Here is a 17,717-nt window from a genome sequence, read left to right as displayed (position 1 = left end):
TTAATTTGATTTTGGATATAGAAGTTTATTTTCCAACAACCAACAACCAACAACCAACAACCAACAACCAACAACCAACAACTACTTATGCCTATCAAAAACCAACACCCCATTTTTCCATATCATACAGGGCTTTAAATTTCCTTGGTTATAAAGAATATCTTGATAATTATCTGAGTGAAAAACGGCCAGGTCAGCTAAATGTCCCACTTCCAATTTACCGCGGTCTTCTAATTTTAAAGCGGCTGCGGCTCTAAAAGTGATTCCTGCCAAGACTTCGGCATTGGTCAATTTTTCAAAAGTTCCCAATATACTGGCTTGAGTCAATAAATCGCCCATGGGGGCAGAACCTGGGTTGTGGTCACTGGCTATGGCGAGTGCTGCACCGGCATCTAATAATTTTCTTGCGGGCGTAAAATTGCACCCAAGTCCTATTGAAGCACCTGGTAAGGCTACGGCTATGACATCACTGTTTGCCAAAAGATCAATTTCGTTGTCCGTACTAGCTTCAAGATGATCCGCGCTAATAGCATTATAATCTACCGCTACCTTGCTTCCACTTGTTGAAAACTGGTCTGCATGTACGGTGATGTCAAAATTCAGGTCGTTCGCTTTCAAGAAATATGCTTTTATATCTTCCGAAGAAAAAGCGCTCTGTTCTATAAAAGCGTCAATTCTATTTGTTAGATTTTCTTTTTTGAGAACTGGGAATAACTCTTCGCTGATCATTTTTAAGTACGCTGTTTCGGTTCCCTCAAAATCTTTGGGTAACATATGTGCGGCAAGACATGTAGTTATCAATTCAGGCAATGCCACTTTATCGGCTTCTTTAATAGCGCGGAGCATTTTCAGTTCCTCATCTACTGTTATTCCGTAGCCACTTTTGACCTCTATAGTTGTTGTGCCATTTTTAAGATGTCTATTGGCTCTTTTTATGGTGTTTTTGGTCAATTCTTTTATACTCGCTTTTCTGGTTTGGGTAACGGTATCCCAAATACCACCACCTGCATGAGCAATTTCTAAGTATGATTTTCCGGCATTTCGCATGGCATAATCTTTAGCGCGTGATCCGCCAAAGCAGATGTGGGTATGAGCATCTATAAAACCGGGTAAGCAAACATGATTTCCTTTTAGTTGGTGAATAGCTATTTCTGGGAATTTCAATTTTAAATCTTCAAAATTGCCTATTGCCAAAATCTGTTCATTTTCTATTACCATACCGCCATCATCAATGACGTTTAGTTCATTGTCTAAAATGGCGCCTTTTAGTTTTAGCCCCGTCATGGGAATAATCTGTTTAAACGGACCTATGAGTGTTCTCTGTGTCATGCAACTAGTAATTTTCGAACTCTTCTGAGTGTTTTGTTTTTAAAGATATGTTATGTTCTGCTTGTACGCGGTCTATAACGTTTAGTATTGTCCGATCCTTGATCATTGCAATACCCTTTTCAATATCATCTGCAAATACACGGTCTTTACTGGCAAAGGCAACACGCTCACGAACGGCATTATGAACCTCTTCTAAATAAATACCCGATTTCAATGGTTTTCTAAATTCAAAAGCTTGGGCGGCTGTCAACAACTCAATAGCCAATATTTTTTCAACATTGCCAATTACCTGCAATGCTTTTCTACCGCCAATGGAGCCCATACTAACATGGTCTTCTTGACCAAGTGAAGTAGGAATACTATCCGCGCTCGACGGAAAACATAGTCCTTTGTTTTCACTTGCCAAAGCCGCAGTGGTGTATTGTAAGATCATATATCCGGAATTGATACCTGTATCGTTCATGAGCAATTTGGGTACACCGGGACTATTTCCTTCCAGTGAAAGATAAATTCGACGGTCTGAAATATTACCGATTTCCGATGCGGCCAAACATGCATAATCCAATGCCATTGCTAGAGGCTGACCATGAAAATTACCACCGCTTATGGTCAATTCTTCATTGATGATAACAGGGTTGTCCGTAACCGAATTTAATTCTACTTCCAATAATTCTTTTAGATGTAACCATGCTGTTCTTGAGGCACCGTGAACTTGTGGTATACAGCGAATAGAGTAGGGGTCTTGTACTTTTTCGCAATCTACATGGGCTTCCATAATTTCTGAACCCTTCAGTAATTTTTTAACTCTTTTTGCAACATGAACATTTCCTTTAAATGGGCGTAGCGCATGTAGTTCATTGTAAAATGGTTTTACTGACCCTTGTAGACCTTCTATCATCATAGCGCCAATAACATCTGCCTGAGCTAAAATAGCATGTAATTGTACTACCACTTTTACGGCATGTGCCGCTATAAATTGAGTACCGTTTATAAGTGCCAACCCTTCTTTTGGTCCTAAGGCAATAGGGGCTAACCCTGTTTTTTTGAAAAGTGATGCTGTTGAAATTATTTCACCTTGGTATTGCACTTTACCTAAACCAATTAATGGTAAAAATAAATGGGATAACGGAGCTAGATCCCCAGAAGCACCAACAGATCCTTGGGAGGGGACCACAGGTGTGGCATTGTTTTCAATGTGCCAGATTATACGGTTTAAGGTTTCAATGGCTATGCCCGAATATCCCTTGGCCAGTGACTGGGCTTTAAGGATCAGCATTAGTTTAGCGATGTCATTGTCTACGGGTTCACCAACACCAACGCTATGACTTTGAAGTATGTTGGTCTGTAGAATATTGGTTTCGGACTTTGATATTTTGGTCGTACAGAGCGGGCCAAAGCCAGTATTTATACCGTAAACTGGAAGACCTTTATCTACAATGTTTTGAACTATTTTCCAGCTATCGGCTATTTTTTGTTCTGTAGTTCTGGAAAGTGTTACCGCGTATTCATTGTTTACGATCTGCATGGCTTTGCCCGCCGTAAGCCAATCTTCTCCTAATTTAAAGGTCTGTTTACCCATAGCTTTTGCTTTTCAAGAATTTTATTAAAATTAATATCTATTTTTAATACTTGGTAATATCAATTTTATCATCAATTCATAACTATGAGTAATCAAATAGAATTGCGGCACCTAACGTATTTCTTAGCGGTAGCCCAAGAATTACACTTTAGAAAGGCCGCGGAAAAATTATTTATTTCCCAACCCGGTCTCAGCAGGCAAATAAAGCAAATGGAAGAAATTCTTGAGACCCAATTGTTTGAAAGAAACAAGAAAAAAGTGGGTTTAACACCTGCGGGGCACTATTTAAAAAAAGAGGTTGAATACATATTCAGTCACATGGAAAAAGTAGAGCGTCAGTTGAAATTGGTAGGAGATGGTGATAGTGGCGAGTTACGGATAGGTTTTTTGGGATCTGCTATGCAACAGGTAATTCCAAAAATGCTTTTACGGATAAAAGATAAATATCCTAAAGTAAAAACATCTTTAGAAGAGCTTTCTAATTTTGCCCAGGTAGATGCGGTTTTAAAGGATAAGTTAGATATGGGTTTTGTCCGTGTGAGTAGGGTGCCCAACACTTTGGAAATGAAAACGGTATTTACCGATACTTTTTCTCTGGTATTGCCAGAAAGATATCCTATGTTGACCAGGGAGTTTGATGGTATGAATCGATTTGCGAATGAAGATTTTATATTATTTAGTCAGGCTTATAGTCCGCTGTATTATGATACTATTATCAGTATATGTAAAGATGCGGGATTTGCTCCAAAAATTTCTCATAAATCGGTTCACGCGCATACCATATTTAAATTGGTAGAGAATCATATGGGCATAGCTATTGTGCCCACATCTTTACAAAATGGCTTTCAAATGCGGGTAAAGTTTATTGAGTTGAAGGAGATACCCCAAAGAGCTAATTTGTCCGTCATTTGGAAAAAGGAACATACCAATCCTGTTCTTAAGAATTGTATGGAGTTGCTATTGGAAGGATAAGTTTTAATACTAATCTAACATAGAATGAGGTTTTCAAATCTTAATTTTACTTTGATTAATAAAAGAGATTAGAAAATAGAATAGAGAAAATAGAGCGTGCTGCGCTTGGCGAACAAACAAATAACGAACATTATGATATTAGATATAATAAAGAAGAGACGATCGGTATTTCCGGTACAATATAATGGTACGCCCATTAAGAAAGCGGATATAGAGAAGGTTTTGGAAGCTGCAAACTGGGCGCCAAACCATAAATGTACAGAGCCTTGGCGATTTAAAGTCATTCAGGGTGATGCCAAGGACAGACTTGGGGCGTTTTTGGCAAAAAAGTATGAGGAGTTAGACCCAAAGCCAAAGACATCCAAGATTAAAAAGTTACAGGAGAACCCAAAAAAGGCAGCTGCTATTATTGCTATTTGCATGCAAAGAGATCCTAAAGAATCTTTACCTGAATGGGAAGAAATAGCAGCAGTTGCTATGGCTGTGCAGAATATGTGGTTGCAGTGCACGGAAATGGGCATTGGGTCCTATTGGTCCTCACCAGGGCTTATAAAACACATGGGCGAGTTTTTAAGTTTAGCCGATGGTGAAAAATGCTTAGGTTTCTTCTACATGGGCAATTTTGATGGAGAGTTAAGTGAGGGTAAACGGGGGTCTATTAAAGCAAAAACCGAGTGGATTACCGAGTAATTCCTTTCTTTAGTTGAAGAAAGGAAACAACGCATTACTATGCTCCCATGCTTTTGAAATGAAGAGTCCCAAATAAACTATGGCGACCATGAATTTCAAAAATGTCCCCGTTAAAAAACCTAGAAAAGAACCAAGAGCCGCTTTCGTAGCGGTTTTTTTATCCGCCTTATTTAATAGCTCTCCTACCAAGGCACCTACAAAGGGCCAGATAATTATTCCAAAAGGTCCTAGAACTGGGAAAAATAAGGCAACCAATAAACCTATGGTCGTACCAATAACTCCGGCTTTAGTACCCCCAAATTTTTTGGTGCCCATGGCTGGTATTACATAATCTAACCCAAAAACAATCAATGCAATCGCCAAGGTAATGCCCAAGAAGGTCCAGTTCATGGCTATAGCGCTAGTAGAGTAGAGTAAAAGTAGACCTACCCAACTAATTGGAGGTCCTGGTAGTACAGGTAAAAAACTGCCCAGAATGCCTACGAGCATTAAAACAAACCCAAGAACTAATAAAAAAATATCCATTGCATATAATTAGTGTTGCCTATAAGACTAATATAGGGTGCATTTGTTACATGTGTGGTAATCATAATAAAATTTTTCAACTATAAAATTAGTTTAAACTAAATATTTAGTTATATTTGGTTATAGAACTAAAAGATTAGTTGAATGAAACAATTGACGAAAGCAGAAGAGGAAGTAATGATCGTATTGTGGGACTTGCAGAAATGTAACGTAGCATCGATCATTGAAAAATTACCGGAACCAAAACCCGCTTACAATACCGTTTCTACCATTGTAAGAATACTGGAGAGTAAGGGTTTTGTTGATCACGAACAACTGGGTAAAGGCTATTTGTATTTTCCTTTGGTTAAGAAATCGGACTATAGCAATCAGTCCATCAACAAATTGGTAGACGGCTATTTTCAAGGTTCTTTTAAAAGTATGGTGTCATTTTTTATGAAGAAGAATGATATGAGCCTGTCTGAATTGGAATCGGTATTGAATGAAATTAAAAAGGAAAAACCATGATACAGTATATTTTGGAGTGCATCGCCTTTCAACTTCTTTTCTTGGTTGTTTATGATTTTTACTTGAAGAAGGAAACCTTTTTTCAGTGGAACAGGTTATATCTGTTAGGAACGTTTGCATTGTCTTTGATTCTGCCTTGGGTAAAAATAGAAGCTTTTAAGCAACAGGTTCCACAAACATTTGCTCCATATCCTGAGTATTTATGGAAATTGCAAAATGAAGCTGTTGTAGCGCAGGTTCAAGAATCATCGGGCTGGAATATTACTTGGCAAGAAGGTATTCTTTATGGTGGAATGCTTGTAGCAATGGTGTTATTTGGATTAAAAATTAGACAATTATACCTTTTAAGAAGGAGCGGAGAGAGGGTTGTTTTTCCATTATTTACTCAAATTATAATCACAAATAGTAGCATAGCTTTTTCATTCTTTACATCGATTTTTATTGGAGACAAGGTGTTGAAAATGAAACATGATACCATAATTGCCCATGAATTGGTACATATAAAACAAGGGCACACGTATGATTTATTGTTCTTTGAGTTTATGCGAGTTGTAGGCTGGTTTAATCCGCTGGTGTACGTATATCAAAATCGTATTTCAGAATTGCATGAATTTATTGCCGATGCTCAAGTATCAAAAGAGCACCAATCAGAACATTATGAGCAGTTATTGGCTCAGGTTTTTCAAACCGAACATATATCATTCATCAATCAATTTTTTACTAAATCATTAATCAAAAAACGAATCGTCATGTTACAAAAATCAAAATCAAAGAAAGTATGGCAGTTGAAGTATTTGCTACTAGTACCAATGGTGTTTGGAATGCTTCTATATACTAGTTGCGAAATGGATAAGACCACAACGGATGGTCAAGGTTTAACTAAAAGTGATGAACTGTTAATGGCAGAGGTAAAGGCGGAGATAGAAAAGAATAATTTGGATATAAATTATATAACCACCTCTGGGTTATTAGAAAAATACAATGACCCAGAAACAACCATATCTAAATATGAATTTTTTCAATATGGGGTATTGCAAAGTACAATGTTAAAAAACGTTCAGGAAGGATGGGCAAAAGATCATCCGGAAGAGGAAGCTCTTAATATTGCTTTTATGTTACCATCTACAGAACGGTATAATAATTTTGTAAGTCAAAGAAAAGCATATAAATTATTAGATAATGACTTAAAATCATCGGTTAAAGCATTTGGAAAGGATATTGCTTTTTATGATAACGGTTTAGGGGCTTATCCATCAGATTTTCTTGAATATAAAGTAAGTAATACATCGAAGCTTAGTTCAAATGAATTGCAAAAATTCAATGAATTGTTAGTTAGTTTAGAAAATGAACCTGATTATTTAACGAATATCATTCTTTCTGATGACTCAAATGTTTTTTTAATAAAGACCGAAATTAAAGATTTAAGGGGAAGTATTGAGTCTCGAAGTGTGGAGATTGTAAGCGAAGAAGAATTTGAAGATATGGATAATGTCAATGTTGCTTTTGCAATAGTAGAGGAAGTTCCTGTTTTTCCCGGTTGTGAAAATGCAGATGACAAACGAGCTTGCTTTAATGAGAAAATTCAAAAACACATTAGTAAGCATTTTAACTATCCGCAAGCTGCTATAGATGCTAATATTGAGGGGCGAGTAAGTACATTGTTCACCATTTCTTCAGAAGGAACTATAGAGAATATTAAAATGCGAGGTCCAGATAAGTTATTGGAAGATGAGGTGGAGCGTATTATAAAAAGATTACCACAGATGACTCCAGGAAAGCAATCGGGTAAACCTGTGAATGTACCTTTTTCGATTCCGGTTCAATTTAAACTACAAGAGGATAGTGATAGTGCTAATGTTGATGATAAAAAATACATTTATGATAATGATGTACCTTTCAGTGTAGTTGATGAAGTTCCAATTTTCCCTGGCTGTGAAGATGTAGACGATAAGCGCGCTTGCTTTAATGAGAAAATTCAAAAACACATCAGTAAGCATTTTAACTATCCCAAAGCAGCTATAGATGCTAATATTGAGGGTAGGGTAAGTTCTATGTTTATGATTTCTTCAGAGGGAACTATAGAGAACATAAAAATGCGCGGTCCTGATAAATTATTAGAAGATGAGGTAGAACGTATCATAAAAAGGTTGCCACAAATGACTCCGGGAAAGCAATCAGGGAAAGCAGTTAATGTACCTTTTTCAATTCCTGTAAATTTTAAGTTGCAATAAAAATCTAATTAAATGAATCGACTTTTTATAGTAATTCTATTGATGCTAATTGCTAAAGTCGAAGCCCAATCTTCGGTCTTAACTCTTGCCGATAGTTTATATTCAATAGGTAATTATTCTAAGGCAATTAACGAGTATTCTAAAGTTGGCGGACTTTCTGCTGCGCTACAGATTGCAAGAAGTTACAATGCCGTTGGAAATTATGAGAAAGCTATTACACAGTATCAATATGTAGTTGAGGAAGATGTTGAAAATCAACTCGCACAATTTGAACTTGGGAAATTATTGCTGAAAGTAAATAGGTTTGAAGAGGCAAAATCAGTGTTTACAAATTTGTCCAATCTCAATACAACTAATCCGGAATTTCAATTTTATTTGGGGGAAGTCAACCGTCATTTAGAGGTAACGGATGTAAGTATAAAGCAATACAAAAAAGCAATTAAATTAGATAGTACACATCTAAGAAGTCTTTTTCAACTTGCAAAACATTACACAATAAAGCAAGAGCGAGACAATGCTTTAAAGTATATTTTACAAGGATTGCGTTATTATGAGAATGATGTCTCGCTCATTAATTTACATGCGTTGGTTCTCTTTAACGATTATCAATATGAAAAGGCTATTCCATGGTTTGAAAAGGTTTTAGAATTAGGGGAGGACAAAGATTATGTGTACGAGAAATTAGCTTTTTCGTATAACAGAAATTGGGAATTTAGTAAAGCAAAAAAAGCTTATCATATTTTGATAAAAAGAGACGATACCAATTCACAGACGTATTTTGACCTTGCGAGTGTTTATCAGAAAGAAAGCAAATTAGACAGCGCTAAAATTTATATTAACAAAGCAATGGAAGTTCAAAAACCGATTTTTGCTAATGGTTACAATCGATTGGCAGAAATAGCACGCGAGCAAAAAGATATTAAATCTGCTTTTGAACTTTATGAAAAGGCTCACCATGAAGATAGGGCTAACGTTCGAATTTATTACAATTTAGTCACTACCTACGATCAATTTGGTGCCGACTTACAAAAGAAACTAGCCTATTATCAAATTTTCTTAAAGCGATATCCAAACGAACATCCATATTACTATGAAATGGTCAGAAAGCGTATTTCTGAATTAAAGTCAGAAATCCATTTTACGAAAGATTAAACTCCTCAAAAAAATCGTAATTTCACCCGTAGAACAGGTGTAATGAAACGAGTTATCTATTTTCTTGTGTTAATTCTTATAAGTTCTTGTTCGTTCTTTGATTCTAAACAAAAAAGAACGCAAGAACTTATTAATGAAGAATTACGCCATATAGATTGGAACAGTGTAGATTCTTATCCTTTTTTCTATAGCTGTGATGAGGCAGTAACCAAAGACCAACAGAAAATTTGCTTTGAAGAAACCTTGATTTCCCATTTTCAAGAAACATTAAATGATTTTGAATTTACCTTAACGGATAAGGAAAGTGAAACCGTTGATGTCATCTTTGTAATAGATACTTTGGGAAGGATAAGAGTGTCCAACATAGAAAAGAATGTATTGGTACTAGATCAAATGCCAGAATTTGACGGTGTGGTTACCCAAAGCTTAAAGAATCTTCCTAAACTTGCACCCGCTATAAAAAGGGGAATTCCGGTAAATACCAAATACCGTATACCCATTCAATTAAAAACAAACTAAGCATTTTGGCGAACGAAAAAATAATTTTGGGTATTGACCCTGGTACTACCATTATGGGTTTTGGTCTCATTAAAGTGGTGGGTAAAAAAATGGAGTTTGTTCAAATGAACGAATTGCTTCTACAAAAGTATAACGACCCATATACCAAATTGAAGCTGATTTTTGAACGAACCATAGAACTTATAGATACCTATCACCCAGACGAAATTGCGATCGAAGCTCCTTTCTTTGGTAAGAACGTACAGTCAATGTTAAAGCTTGGTAGAGCACAAGGTGTTGCCATGGCAGCCGGACTCTCACGTCAAATTCCTATTACGGAATATCTTCCCAAAAAAATAAAAATGGCCATTACCGGTAATGGTAACGCAAGTAAAGAACAAGTGGCAAGAATGCTGCAAAGTGTATTAGGACTTAAAACACTCCCTAAAAACCTAGATAGCACGGACGGACTAGCTGCTGCCGTTTGTCATTTTTATAATGAAAGCAGAATTGATGTTGTCGGTAAAAGCTACTCTGGCTGGGATGCATTCGTGAAGCAGAATGAGAAACGTGTTAAGAAGTAATCTTCAATTAACAATTAGCAATAAGCAGTTAACAATAATTAATTGGCAATGAATAATGAAAATCCTCTTTTGAGTAAGTCTTATGATTTTGCTTTAAAAATTGTCAAACTATATCAAGAACTTACTAAGAAAAAGAGGGAATATGTTTTATCTAAACAACTTTTAAGAGCAGGGACATCTATTGGAGCTAATATTGCAGAAGCTAACGGAGCAATTTCAAAACCAGATTTTTCTTCTAAGATTTCAATAGCTTATAAAGAAAGCCTAGAGACTAAATATTGGTTAAGCCTTTTAAAGGATTCAGAATATATTGAATTGTCAATTGCGAATGGGTTAATTGAAAAAGCTGATGAGCTTTCTAAAATTATGTTCGCTATACTTAAATCTACAAGAATTAAAAATAAGTGAGAATTAGATGATTATTAGAAAACAGCTAATATGTAATTTTTTATTGCAAACTGATAATTGCTTATTGCTAATTGTTAATTGAACAAATGAGCGGAATCTACATCCACATCCCATTTTGCAAGCAGGCTTGCCATTATTGCGATTTTCATTTTTCTACTACAATGGGGAAGAAAGAAGCAATGGTGAAGGCATTGTGTAAAGAGCTGGAATTGCGCAAAGCCGAATTTTTAGGTGAACAGGTAGCTACTATTTATTTTGGTGGTGGTACACCTTCGGTCTTAGAGACGGAAGAGATTGAACAACTGATTGCTGCGGTTCGGGAATATTATGATGTTGTGGATAACCCGGAAATTACCTTAGAAGCGAATCCTGATGATTTATCCGAAGAGAAAATACTACAATTAGCAGCTAGCCCAATTAATAGATTGAGTATTGGCATTCAATCTTTTTTTGAGGAGGATTTAAAGTTGATGAACCGTGCGCATAACGCTCTGGAAGCTGAAAAGTGTTTGCAATTGGCAAGCGCACATTTCGATAATATTTCAATTGACCTTATTTACGGAATGCCTAATATGACCTTAGATCGGTGGAAACAAAATATTGATAAAGCACTAAGTTTCGGTATTCCTCATATTTCAAGTTATGCCTTAACAGTTGAGCCAAAAACGGCATTGGCGAAATTTGTTGAAGACGGGTTGATTACACCCGCTACCGACGAAGAAACTCAAGAGCATTTCAACGTATTGAATGAAACCTTATTGTCAGCAGGATTTGATTGCTACGAAATTTCCAACTTTGGGAAACCCGGTTATTACTCCCAAAACAATTCTGCCTACTGGCAACAGAAAAAGTATATAGGTGTTGGTCCTTCCGCACATTCTTTTGACGGTGTGCAACGTGGGTGGAATATCAATAACAACCCCAAATACATAAAATCCATAGCACAGAACATATTGCCTATGGAGGTTGAGGTACTTTCTTCGACCGATAAGTATAACGAGTATGTGATGACAGGCTTGCGTACTATATGGGGAGTTTCCTTATCTAGAATTTCAACCGAATTCGGACTTAAATACAAAGAGTACGTTTTATTGCAAGCTGATAAATTTATAGCAGAACACTTGCTGTTTGTGGATGGTGATATTTTGAAAACCACTAAAAAAGGCATGTTTTTAGCCGATGGTATTGCGGCAGATCTGTTTATGGTGAATTTGAAATAGTACAAAATATGCTGTCAGTTCGAGTGATTTCTACAAGAAAACGTATCGAGGAAGAGTTTTGGAACACGCGGGCTTCTCGATACCCTCCTCAACGGCGGGCAAGCAAATTTCCTCGTGCCTCGAAATTTACTCGTAGTGACATTGGTGCTTGAAATAATTCGATTGAAAAGGTTGAAGTGCAATGAACTGTCAGTTCGAGTGATTTTTTATTGGAGTGAAACGGAAATGAAAAATTGTATCGAGAACAGGTTTGGAACATGAAAGTTTCTCGTTTTACCGAAATTTCTTTTTCGCAAGATTCGGTAATTTTTCATATTCCCCAGCTATCAAGGCATTCTTCTTCGCTTGAGACCATTTTTTTATTCGTTTTTCGGTCTCTATAGCCAAGTTAGGATCAGTAAATTCACAATAAAAAGCGAGTATTACAGGTCGTCTTTTGCTTGTGTAACTATTCTTATATTTTCCAGATTGATGACATTCTAATCTTTGAATTAGGTTAGATGTTATTCCGGTATAAAAGCTGTTGTCAGCACATTCTAATATATAAACATAGTAAGTAATCACATTTTCAATATACGATTTAGATAGTAACAAAAAAGTTCTCGATACAAATTTCCTCGTGCCTCGAAATTCACTCGAAGTGACATCGGTGCTTCAAATAACCTGATTATAATGGTTGAAATAAAACGTACTGTCAGTTCGAGTGATTTTTTATTGGAGTAAAACGGAAATCAAAAATTGTATCGAGAACAGGTTCGGAACACGAGAGCTTCTCGATACCCTCCTCAACGGCGGGCAGGCAAATTTCCTCGTACCTCGTAAATTCACTCGAAGAGACATTGGTGCTTGAAATAAACTGTTTGTAATGGTTGAAATAAAATGAACTGTCAGTTCGAGTGGTTTTTTATTGAAGTGAAACGGAAATAAAAAATTGTATCGAGAACAGGTTCGGAACACGAGAGCTTCTCGATGCAAATTTACTCGTGCCTCGTAAATTCACTCGAAGTGACATTAGTGGTTGAATAATCCGTTTGTAAAGGTAAAAGTAAAATGTACTGTCAGTTCGAGTGATTTTTTATTGGAGTAAAACGGAAATGAAAAATTGTATCGAGAACGGGTCCGGAACGCGAATACTTATCTGATCTATATGCTTTAATCATAACCGCACAAAAAGTCGTAAATTTCTTATCTCAAAACAACCTTGTAATTTGAGCATAATTAAAATGAAAACTACCATTACCCACAATGCTAACCAATATCAAATAGACCTGACTAAACCATTGGATATTTCTATTGCCATAACCAATAAAAAGGATAATGTCAACGCATGGTATATTGATGCTCCCATAATAGAACCGCATCGGGATAAGGATTTTGTTGGTAGTATTCCTGCAGGTGCCAGTACTAACTTTTATGATATTTGGTTTAATCCGCATTCGCATGGTACACATACCGAATGTGTAGGGCATATATCAAGAGAGCATCAATCTGTAAACAAATATTTACAACAGTTTTTCTTTCTGGCTGAGGTCATTACTATTTCACCTTCGAAAGAAAACCAAGATTTGGTCATTACTAAAGAACAGTTACAAAAAGCCTTAGGTGGAACAGCTCTTAGCGCATTGGTGATAAGAACCTTACCAAATACAGCTATGAAATTAACCCAGCAGTACTCCAATAGCAATCCGCCATACATTTTAGAAGATGCCATGGTGTTTTTAAGAGAACTTGGTATTGAACATTTACTGATAGATTTACCATCTGTAGATAAGGAAAAGGATAACGGTGCTCTTTTGGCACATAAAGCCTTTTGGAATTTTAATGGGGAAGTAAGATTAAACGCAACGATTACAGAATTTATTTATGTTCCCGAATCGATTATTGACGGTTCGTACTTTTTAAATCTACAGGTGGCACCTTTTGAAAATGATGCCAGCCCAAGCAGACCTGTGCTTTATAAAATTGAATTATTATGAAAAATCTACTGAAATTAGAGGAACTCGCCTTAATGGTTCTTGGTATTTTTATGTTTGGTCTATTAGGTTATCAATGGTGGTGGTTGCCGGTTTTGATACTTACTCCAGATGTTTCTATGTTAGGGTATTTATTGGGTGCTAAAATTGGGGCAATGTCCTATAACCTATTTCATCACAGGGGTTTTGCCGTGCTTTTGTATTTTGTGGGTATTTACTTTATGCTACCCATTGTTCAATTAATAGGTACAATTCTTTTTATACATACGGCTATGGACCGTATCTTTGGTTACGGACTTAAATACGATAAAGGGTTTAAGTTTACGCATTTAGGCGAAATAGGAAATAAAAATGGATAATATTTTTGATACGATTCTAGGTCTGGTTCTAGGGGCCATTGGTATGTATTGGCTCTTTAATTTTTTTAAGGGCAAGAAAAGTAAAGAGATAACAACACACCAATCTACCGTGTTGTTAGAAAAAATGAAAAGCGTTTGCAAATTGATTTCTGTAGAAGGCGAATTTGCCGAAATCTACAAATATGAAAATGTAAAGGATTTCATGAGTTTAGTAAGCAGTAAAAAGAAAGCACTTGTTGTTATAAAAGCGAAGGCCCATATTGGTTATGATCTAAGTAAAATACTAATGCATGCAGATGAGGGTAAAAAAACAATTATTCTTGATAATTTTCCTCAACCAGAAGTATTGAGTATTGAACCAGAATTGGAATTTTATGATATTAAAAGCGGATTTTTCAACTTCTTTGCTCCTGATGATCTTACAAAGTTGAACGCAGAAGCCAAGAGTCACATTAGAGAGAAAATACCGGAAAGCGGATTGATGGATACGGCCAGAAAAGAAGCCTTGCAAACCGTTTTGATCATGGAAAAAATTGTGGAAACTATTGGGTGGACACTTGATTATACGGCCCTAAAAATTCCACAAAAACAAATAGAACTATTAGAAGAAAAACAGTAATTAAAAATGAATTTTAAAATGAAAAACGTAATTTGTATCCTTGTAATAACACTAATGACCACTGTAACTTTTGGTCAAAATGATGATAAAATGAGAGAATTTGATGCTAATTTTTCCCATACTGTATTTTTTTGGTTGAAAAATCCTGATAATCAAGCAGACAGAACCGCTTTTGAAACTTCTTTGCGTAAATTTTTAGATAACTCTGGTTATGCGAAGACAAAATTTATTGGCACTCCTCCAAAGGCTAGTAGAGATGTAGTAGATGGTTCTTTTACCTATTCATTGATCGTAAGTTTTGATTCTGCGGAATCTCAACAAGCCTATCAAGATGAGGCTCCTCATAAACTGTTTATAGAAGAGTCGGAAAAGCTATGGTCTAAGGTAATCGTTTACGATTCCACAGGAATCTAAGAACGATATTATGGTTTTTAGAAAGGCTACTAAAGTTGATGTTGAGCACATTGCAACGTTACATTCCGTAAGCTGGCAGCAAAATTATAGAGACTCCTTTAGTAATCATTTTTTAGATCACCTAGCATTCGATAATAGATTGATTGAATGGAAAAAGCGCTTTGAAAATCCGTCAGATAATCAATTTGTTGTTATTGCGGAGGAAGATGACAAGTTTTTGGGTTTTATGTGTGCCTATTTCAATCATGATGCCCAATACGGTACCTTACTGGATAATTTACATGTAAGCTTACATACTCAAGGAAAAGGTGTAGGTACAAAATTAATGGCCGCTTTAGCGGAAGAAATCCTAACGCGGAATAGTGAAAATGGTTTTTACCTATGGGTTTTAGATACCAACGCCGCTGCGATTTCCTATTATGAAAAAATAGGTGGCGTTGCTATGGAAACTGTTGAGTCTAATGATATTGGAGATAAGACTTTTTTGAAAATCAGATATTATTGGCAAAATGCCTCAGCGTTTTTAGAAAAGGTAAAAGCCAAAAAATCATAAAATGAATGTTGAAGAATACCGGGAGTACTGCATAGCGAAAAAGGGTGTTACAGAATCCTTTCCTTTTGATGAGGTCACCCTGGTATTCAAAGTAATGGGCAAGATGTTCGCCTTATGTGGTTTGGATCATGTGCCTTTGCGTATTAACCTAAAATGTGATCCTGATAGGGCTATAGAACTTCGTGAAGAACATGATGGTATTATAGAAGGCTGGCACATGAGCAAAAAGCATTGGAATACCGTTTATCTAGACAAAATATCTAAAGATCTTACAAAAGAACTAATAGACCATTCTTATGATTTAGTGGTTTCTAAATTGACTAGGAAGGTGAAGGCGGAGTTGGAGGGGTTGTAATTGTTTGATATTACATTTAAAAAATGATAGAGAAAGTTAAATATACACTCAAGGATTTACAAAGCTCGAAGGACGATGAATTAATTACTTTGGTTTACGGTAAAGTAACTGAATTGTATTTAGGGACTTTTGGAGAGACTTTAGATAGCGCAGATTCTGCAATGGCAGAATTATTAGCTACTTGGGTTCTGGAATCTGAAGTGCATAATGGCGGATTTGATCAGTTTTTCCATAATAATGGACTTGATTATGGGTTTAACGCGGTAAATGGACTTAGCCGTATAAAGGCGGAAGATTATCTTGTTGTTACCAAAAAAGCTATAGAAGTATTTAAAAATCAAAATGATGAATTTCAAAAGAAAAGAAACCCTGATTTTGATTCGCTTGATGATGATTTTTATGACTTAGAGGGAATAGAAGATTTCAGAATTAAATACATTCGAAATAACTATGCTAAATTCATGGTAGAATAATACTTTTTTTAGCGGATGTTGGAAAGGCATTTATTTAAAACTTTTTAATAACATAAATAGGCCATTCCCTCACCCAAAACCACCATTCGCTCATTCTTACTTTTTAATACTTATTGATTTGCTGTACTTAATAGTGTTTAAAACCACTATTTATGAAAAACCACAGATCACCACAAGAAGTTAATGCCGGGTCAATGGCTGACATCGCTTTTCTATTATTGATTTTTTTCTTGGTTACCACATCTATAGAAAATGATACTGGGCTCAATCGATCTCTGCCTCCAGATGTGTCTGATAATATCGTTGATATAAAAGAAAAAAACCTTTTTGAAATCAGTATAAATAATGCCGATAAAATAATGGCGGAAGATGATATTGTAGATTCTAAAAATCTTAGAGACAAAGTAATTGCCTTTATTGATAATGGCGGAATCTCAAATGGAAATGAAGCGTTCTGTGCGCATTGTAAAGGTAATAGGCTTGCAAATTCATCAGAGAATCCGGATAAGGCTATCATTTCCATTAAAACGCAACGTAATAGTAGCTATCCTGTCTATGTGTCGGTGCAAAATGAAGTAATAGGGGCTTATAATTTTCTTCGTAATAGAGAAAGTCTTCGTTTGTTCAATACCACTTATGAAACCATTTATTCTGATTATTACAATGATGAAATTAGTGAAGATCAAAAGAAGATTTTAAAAGAACGACTTGAAGTTATTAGAGCGCTCTATCCGCAGAAAATTTTAGAACCAGAAACCGTAAATAACTAAGACCATGATAAAATTTAACAAATACAGATCTAGTAAAAGCTTACCTCCAGTATCAACAGCATCATTGCCAGATATTGTTTTTATCCTGCTCTTTTTCTTTATGACGGTTACCGTTATGAAGAATCAAAATTTATTGGTTGAGAATACGCTGCCAACGGCAACCGAAACGGAAAAATTGGATAAGAAAGATCGGGTGATTGAAATTTATGTAGGTAAACCTACTTCAGAAGCCAAGACCAATTTAGGTGATGAACCAAAAATTCAAATGGATAATAAATTTATTACCGTAGATGAAGTTGGTGATTATGCGCTACAAGCTTTATCGTCAATGCCACAGCATTTAAGAAGTGTGGCAACAGTTTCTATAAAAGCTGATGTAGGAGTTAAAATGGGTATTATAGAAGATTTGAAAAGTCAACTACGTATGGTGAATCTTCTGAAAATAAATTACACTACTTATGAGGGCGCCGTTACAGATAATCTATAGCAAGAAATGAGTATTATTA

At 35.9% G+C, this 17,717-nt stretch carries 22 protein-coding genes; 18 read left to right on the top strand and 4 right to left on the bottom strand.

Features of this window, described 5'->3' with window-relative positions; translation table 11 throughout:
• Window positions 1-81: 81 nt before the first annotated feature.
• Together hutI and hutH are read right to left on the bottom strand one after the other, a co-directional pair.
• Window positions 82-1,329: an imidazolonepropionase gene (gene hutI, locus I600_RS08635; protein WP_058104033.1), complete on the bottom strand. Its 1,248-nt coding sequence runs from the start codon at window positions 1,327-1,329 to the stop codon at window positions 82-84.
• A gap of 4 nt (window positions 1,330-1,333) precedes the next feature.
• On the bottom strand, window positions 1,334-2,908 hold the full coding sequence (gene hutH, locus I600_RS08630) for a histidine ammonia-lyase (RefSeq protein WP_058104032.1): 1,575 nt from the start codon (window positions 2,906-2,908) through the stop codon (window positions 1,334-1,336).
• A gap of 84 nt (window positions 2,909-2,992) precedes the next feature.
• On the opposite strand from hutH, the gene I600_RS08625 reads away from it, so the two are divergent.
• Window positions 2,993-3,880, top strand: a complete 888-nt coding sequence (locus tag I600_RS08625) for a LysR family transcriptional regulator (protein WP_058104031.1) — start codon at window positions 2,993-2,995, stop codon at window positions 3,878-3,880.
• A gap of 132 nt (window positions 3,881-4,012) precedes the next feature.
• On the top strand, window positions 4,013-4,570 hold the full coding sequence (locus I600_RS08620) for a nitroreductase family protein (RefSeq protein ID WP_058104030.1): 558 nt from the start codon (window positions 4,013-4,015) through the stop codon (window positions 4,568-4,570).
• 9 nt (window positions 4,571-4,579) lie between these two features.
• Here I600_RS08620 and I600_RS08615 read toward each other — a convergent pair whose 3' ends face one another.
• Entirely contained in the window at window positions 4,580-5,095 is a 516-nt protein-coding gene (locus I600_RS08615) for a DUF456 domain-containing protein (RefSeq protein WP_058104029.1), read from the bottom strand.
• A gap of 144 nt (window positions 5,096-5,239) precedes the next feature.
• On the opposite strand from I600_RS08615, the gene I600_RS08610 reads away from it, so the two are divergent.
• The 7 genes from I600_RS08610 (at window position 5,240) to hemW (ending at window position 11,695) form a co-directional block, all read left to right on the top strand.
• Window positions 5,240-5,602 (top strand): BlaI/MecI/CopY family transcriptional regulator, encoded by a 363-nt coding sequence (locus tag I600_RS08610; protein WP_058104028.1) that lies wholly within the window; start codon window positions 5,240-5,242, stop codon window positions 5,600-5,602.
• The gene (locus tag I600_RS19465) at window positions 5,599-7,833 is read left to right on the top strand and encodes a M56 family metallopeptidase (protein ID WP_058104027.1); all 2,235 of its coding nucleotides are present in this window, start codon (window positions 5,599-5,601) and stop codon (window positions 7,831-7,833) included. The genes I600_RS08610 and I600_RS19465 overlap by 4 nt, the downstream gene beginning before the upstream one ends.
• Before the next feature lie 12 nt (window positions 7,834-7,845).
• Complete coding sequence (locus I600_RS08600; protein ID WP_082642915.1) at window positions 7,846-8,985, top strand: tetratricopeptide repeat protein; 1,140 nt, start codon at window positions 7,846-7,848, stop codon at window positions 8,983-8,985.
• Window positions 8,986-9,027: 42 nt separating this feature from the next.
• Entirely contained in the window at window positions 9,028-9,504 is a 477-nt protein-coding gene (locus tag I600_RS08595; protein ID WP_058104025.1) for an energy transducer TonB, read from the top strand.
• A 5-nt stretch (window positions 9,505-9,509) separates the two neighbouring features.
• Window positions 9,510-10,067 carry a crossover junction endodeoxyribonuclease RuvC gene (gene ruvC, locus I600_RS08590; protein WP_058104024.1) on the top strand — a complete coding sequence of 186 codons (558 nt, stop codon included), beginning with the start codon at window positions 9,510-9,512 and terminating at the stop codon, window positions 10,065-10,067.
• 48 nt (window positions 10,068-10,115) lie between these two features.
• Window positions 10,116-10,475: a four helix bundle protein gene (locus I600_RS08585; protein ID WP_058104023.1), complete on the top strand. Its 360-nt coding sequence runs from the start codon at window positions 10,116-10,118 to the stop codon at window positions 10,473-10,475.
• Window positions 10,476-10,561: 86 nt separating this feature from the next.
• Window positions 10,562-11,695, top strand: coding sequence for a radical SAM family heme chaperone HemW (hemW, locus tag I600_RS08580; RefSeq protein WP_058104022.1), 1,134 nt, complete (start codon window positions 10,562-10,564; stop codon window positions 11,693-11,695).
• Window positions 11,696-11,968: 273 nt separating this feature from the next.
• Here the strand turns inward: hemW and I600_RS08575 are convergent, their stop codons facing one another.
• Entirely contained in the window at window positions 11,969-12,259 is a 291-nt protein-coding gene (locus I600_RS08575; RefSeq protein ID WP_058104327.1) for a GIY-YIG nuclease family protein, read from the bottom strand.
• Window positions 12,260-12,918: 659 nt separating this feature from the next.
• On the opposite strand from I600_RS08575, the gene I600_RS08570 reads away from it, so the two are divergent.
• The 9 genes from I600_RS08570 (at window position 12,919) to I600_RS08530 (ending at window position 17,698) form a co-directional block, all read left to right on the top strand.
• A complete protein-coding gene (locus I600_RS08570) occupies window positions 12,919-13,671 on the top strand; it encodes a cyclase family protein (protein WP_058104021.1) in 753 nt (250 codons plus the stop codon).
• A complete protein-coding gene (locus tag I600_RS08565) occupies window positions 13,668-14,027 on the top strand; it encodes a DUF4260 domain-containing protein (protein ID WP_058104020.1) in 360 nt (119 codons plus the stop codon). The genes I600_RS08570 and I600_RS08565 overlap by 4 nt, the downstream gene beginning before the upstream one ends.
• A complete protein-coding gene (locus I600_RS08560) occupies window positions 14,020-14,646 on the top strand; it encodes a DUF4230 domain-containing protein (RefSeq protein ID WP_058104019.1) in 627 nt (208 codons plus the stop codon). Before I600_RS08565 ends, I600_RS08560 begins: the two co-directional genes overlap by 8 nt.
• Before the next feature lie 54 nt (window positions 14,647-14,700).
• Window positions 14,701-15,060, top strand: coding sequence for a Dabb family protein (locus I600_RS08555; RefSeq protein WP_394364956.1), 360 nt, complete (start codon window positions 14,701-14,703; stop codon window positions 15,058-15,060).
• 10 nt (window positions 15,061-15,070) lie between these two features.
• Entirely contained in the window at window positions 15,071-15,613 is a 543-nt protein-coding gene (locus I600_RS08550) for a GNAT family N-acetyltransferase (protein ID WP_058104017.1), read from the top strand.
• Window position 15,614: 1 nt separating this feature from the next.
• Window positions 15,615-15,968 carry an MmcQ/YjbR family DNA-binding protein gene (locus tag I600_RS08545; RefSeq protein WP_058104016.1) on the top strand — a complete coding sequence of 118 codons (354 nt, stop codon included), beginning with the start codon at window positions 15,615-15,617 and terminating at the stop codon, window positions 15,966-15,968.
• 23 nt (window positions 15,969-15,991) lie between these two features.
• Window positions 15,992-16,441, top strand: coding sequence for a DMP19 family protein (locus I600_RS08540; protein ID WP_058104015.1), 450 nt, complete (start codon window positions 15,992-15,994; stop codon window positions 16,439-16,441).
• 152 nt (window positions 16,442-16,593) lie between these two features.
• Entirely contained in the window at window positions 16,594-17,211 is a 618-nt protein-coding gene (locus tag I600_RS08535) for an ExbD/TolR family protein (protein ID WP_058104014.1), read from the top strand.
• A gap of 4 nt (window positions 17,212-17,215) precedes the next feature.
• Window positions 17,216-17,698 (top strand): ExbD/TolR family protein, encoded by a 483-nt coding sequence (locus tag I600_RS08530; RefSeq protein ID WP_058104013.1) that lies wholly within the window; start codon window positions 17,216-17,218, stop codon window positions 17,696-17,698.
• The last annotated feature ends 19 nt before the right edge of the window (window positions 17,699-17,717 follow it).

Source organism: Maribacter dokdonensis DSW-8, assembly GCF_001447995.1.
Taxonomy (GTDB): Bacteria; Bacteroidota; Bacteroidia; order Flavobacteriales; family Flavobacteriaceae; genus Maribacter; species Maribacter dokdonensis.
This window is presented reverse-complemented; position numbering and strand designations above follow the sequence as displayed.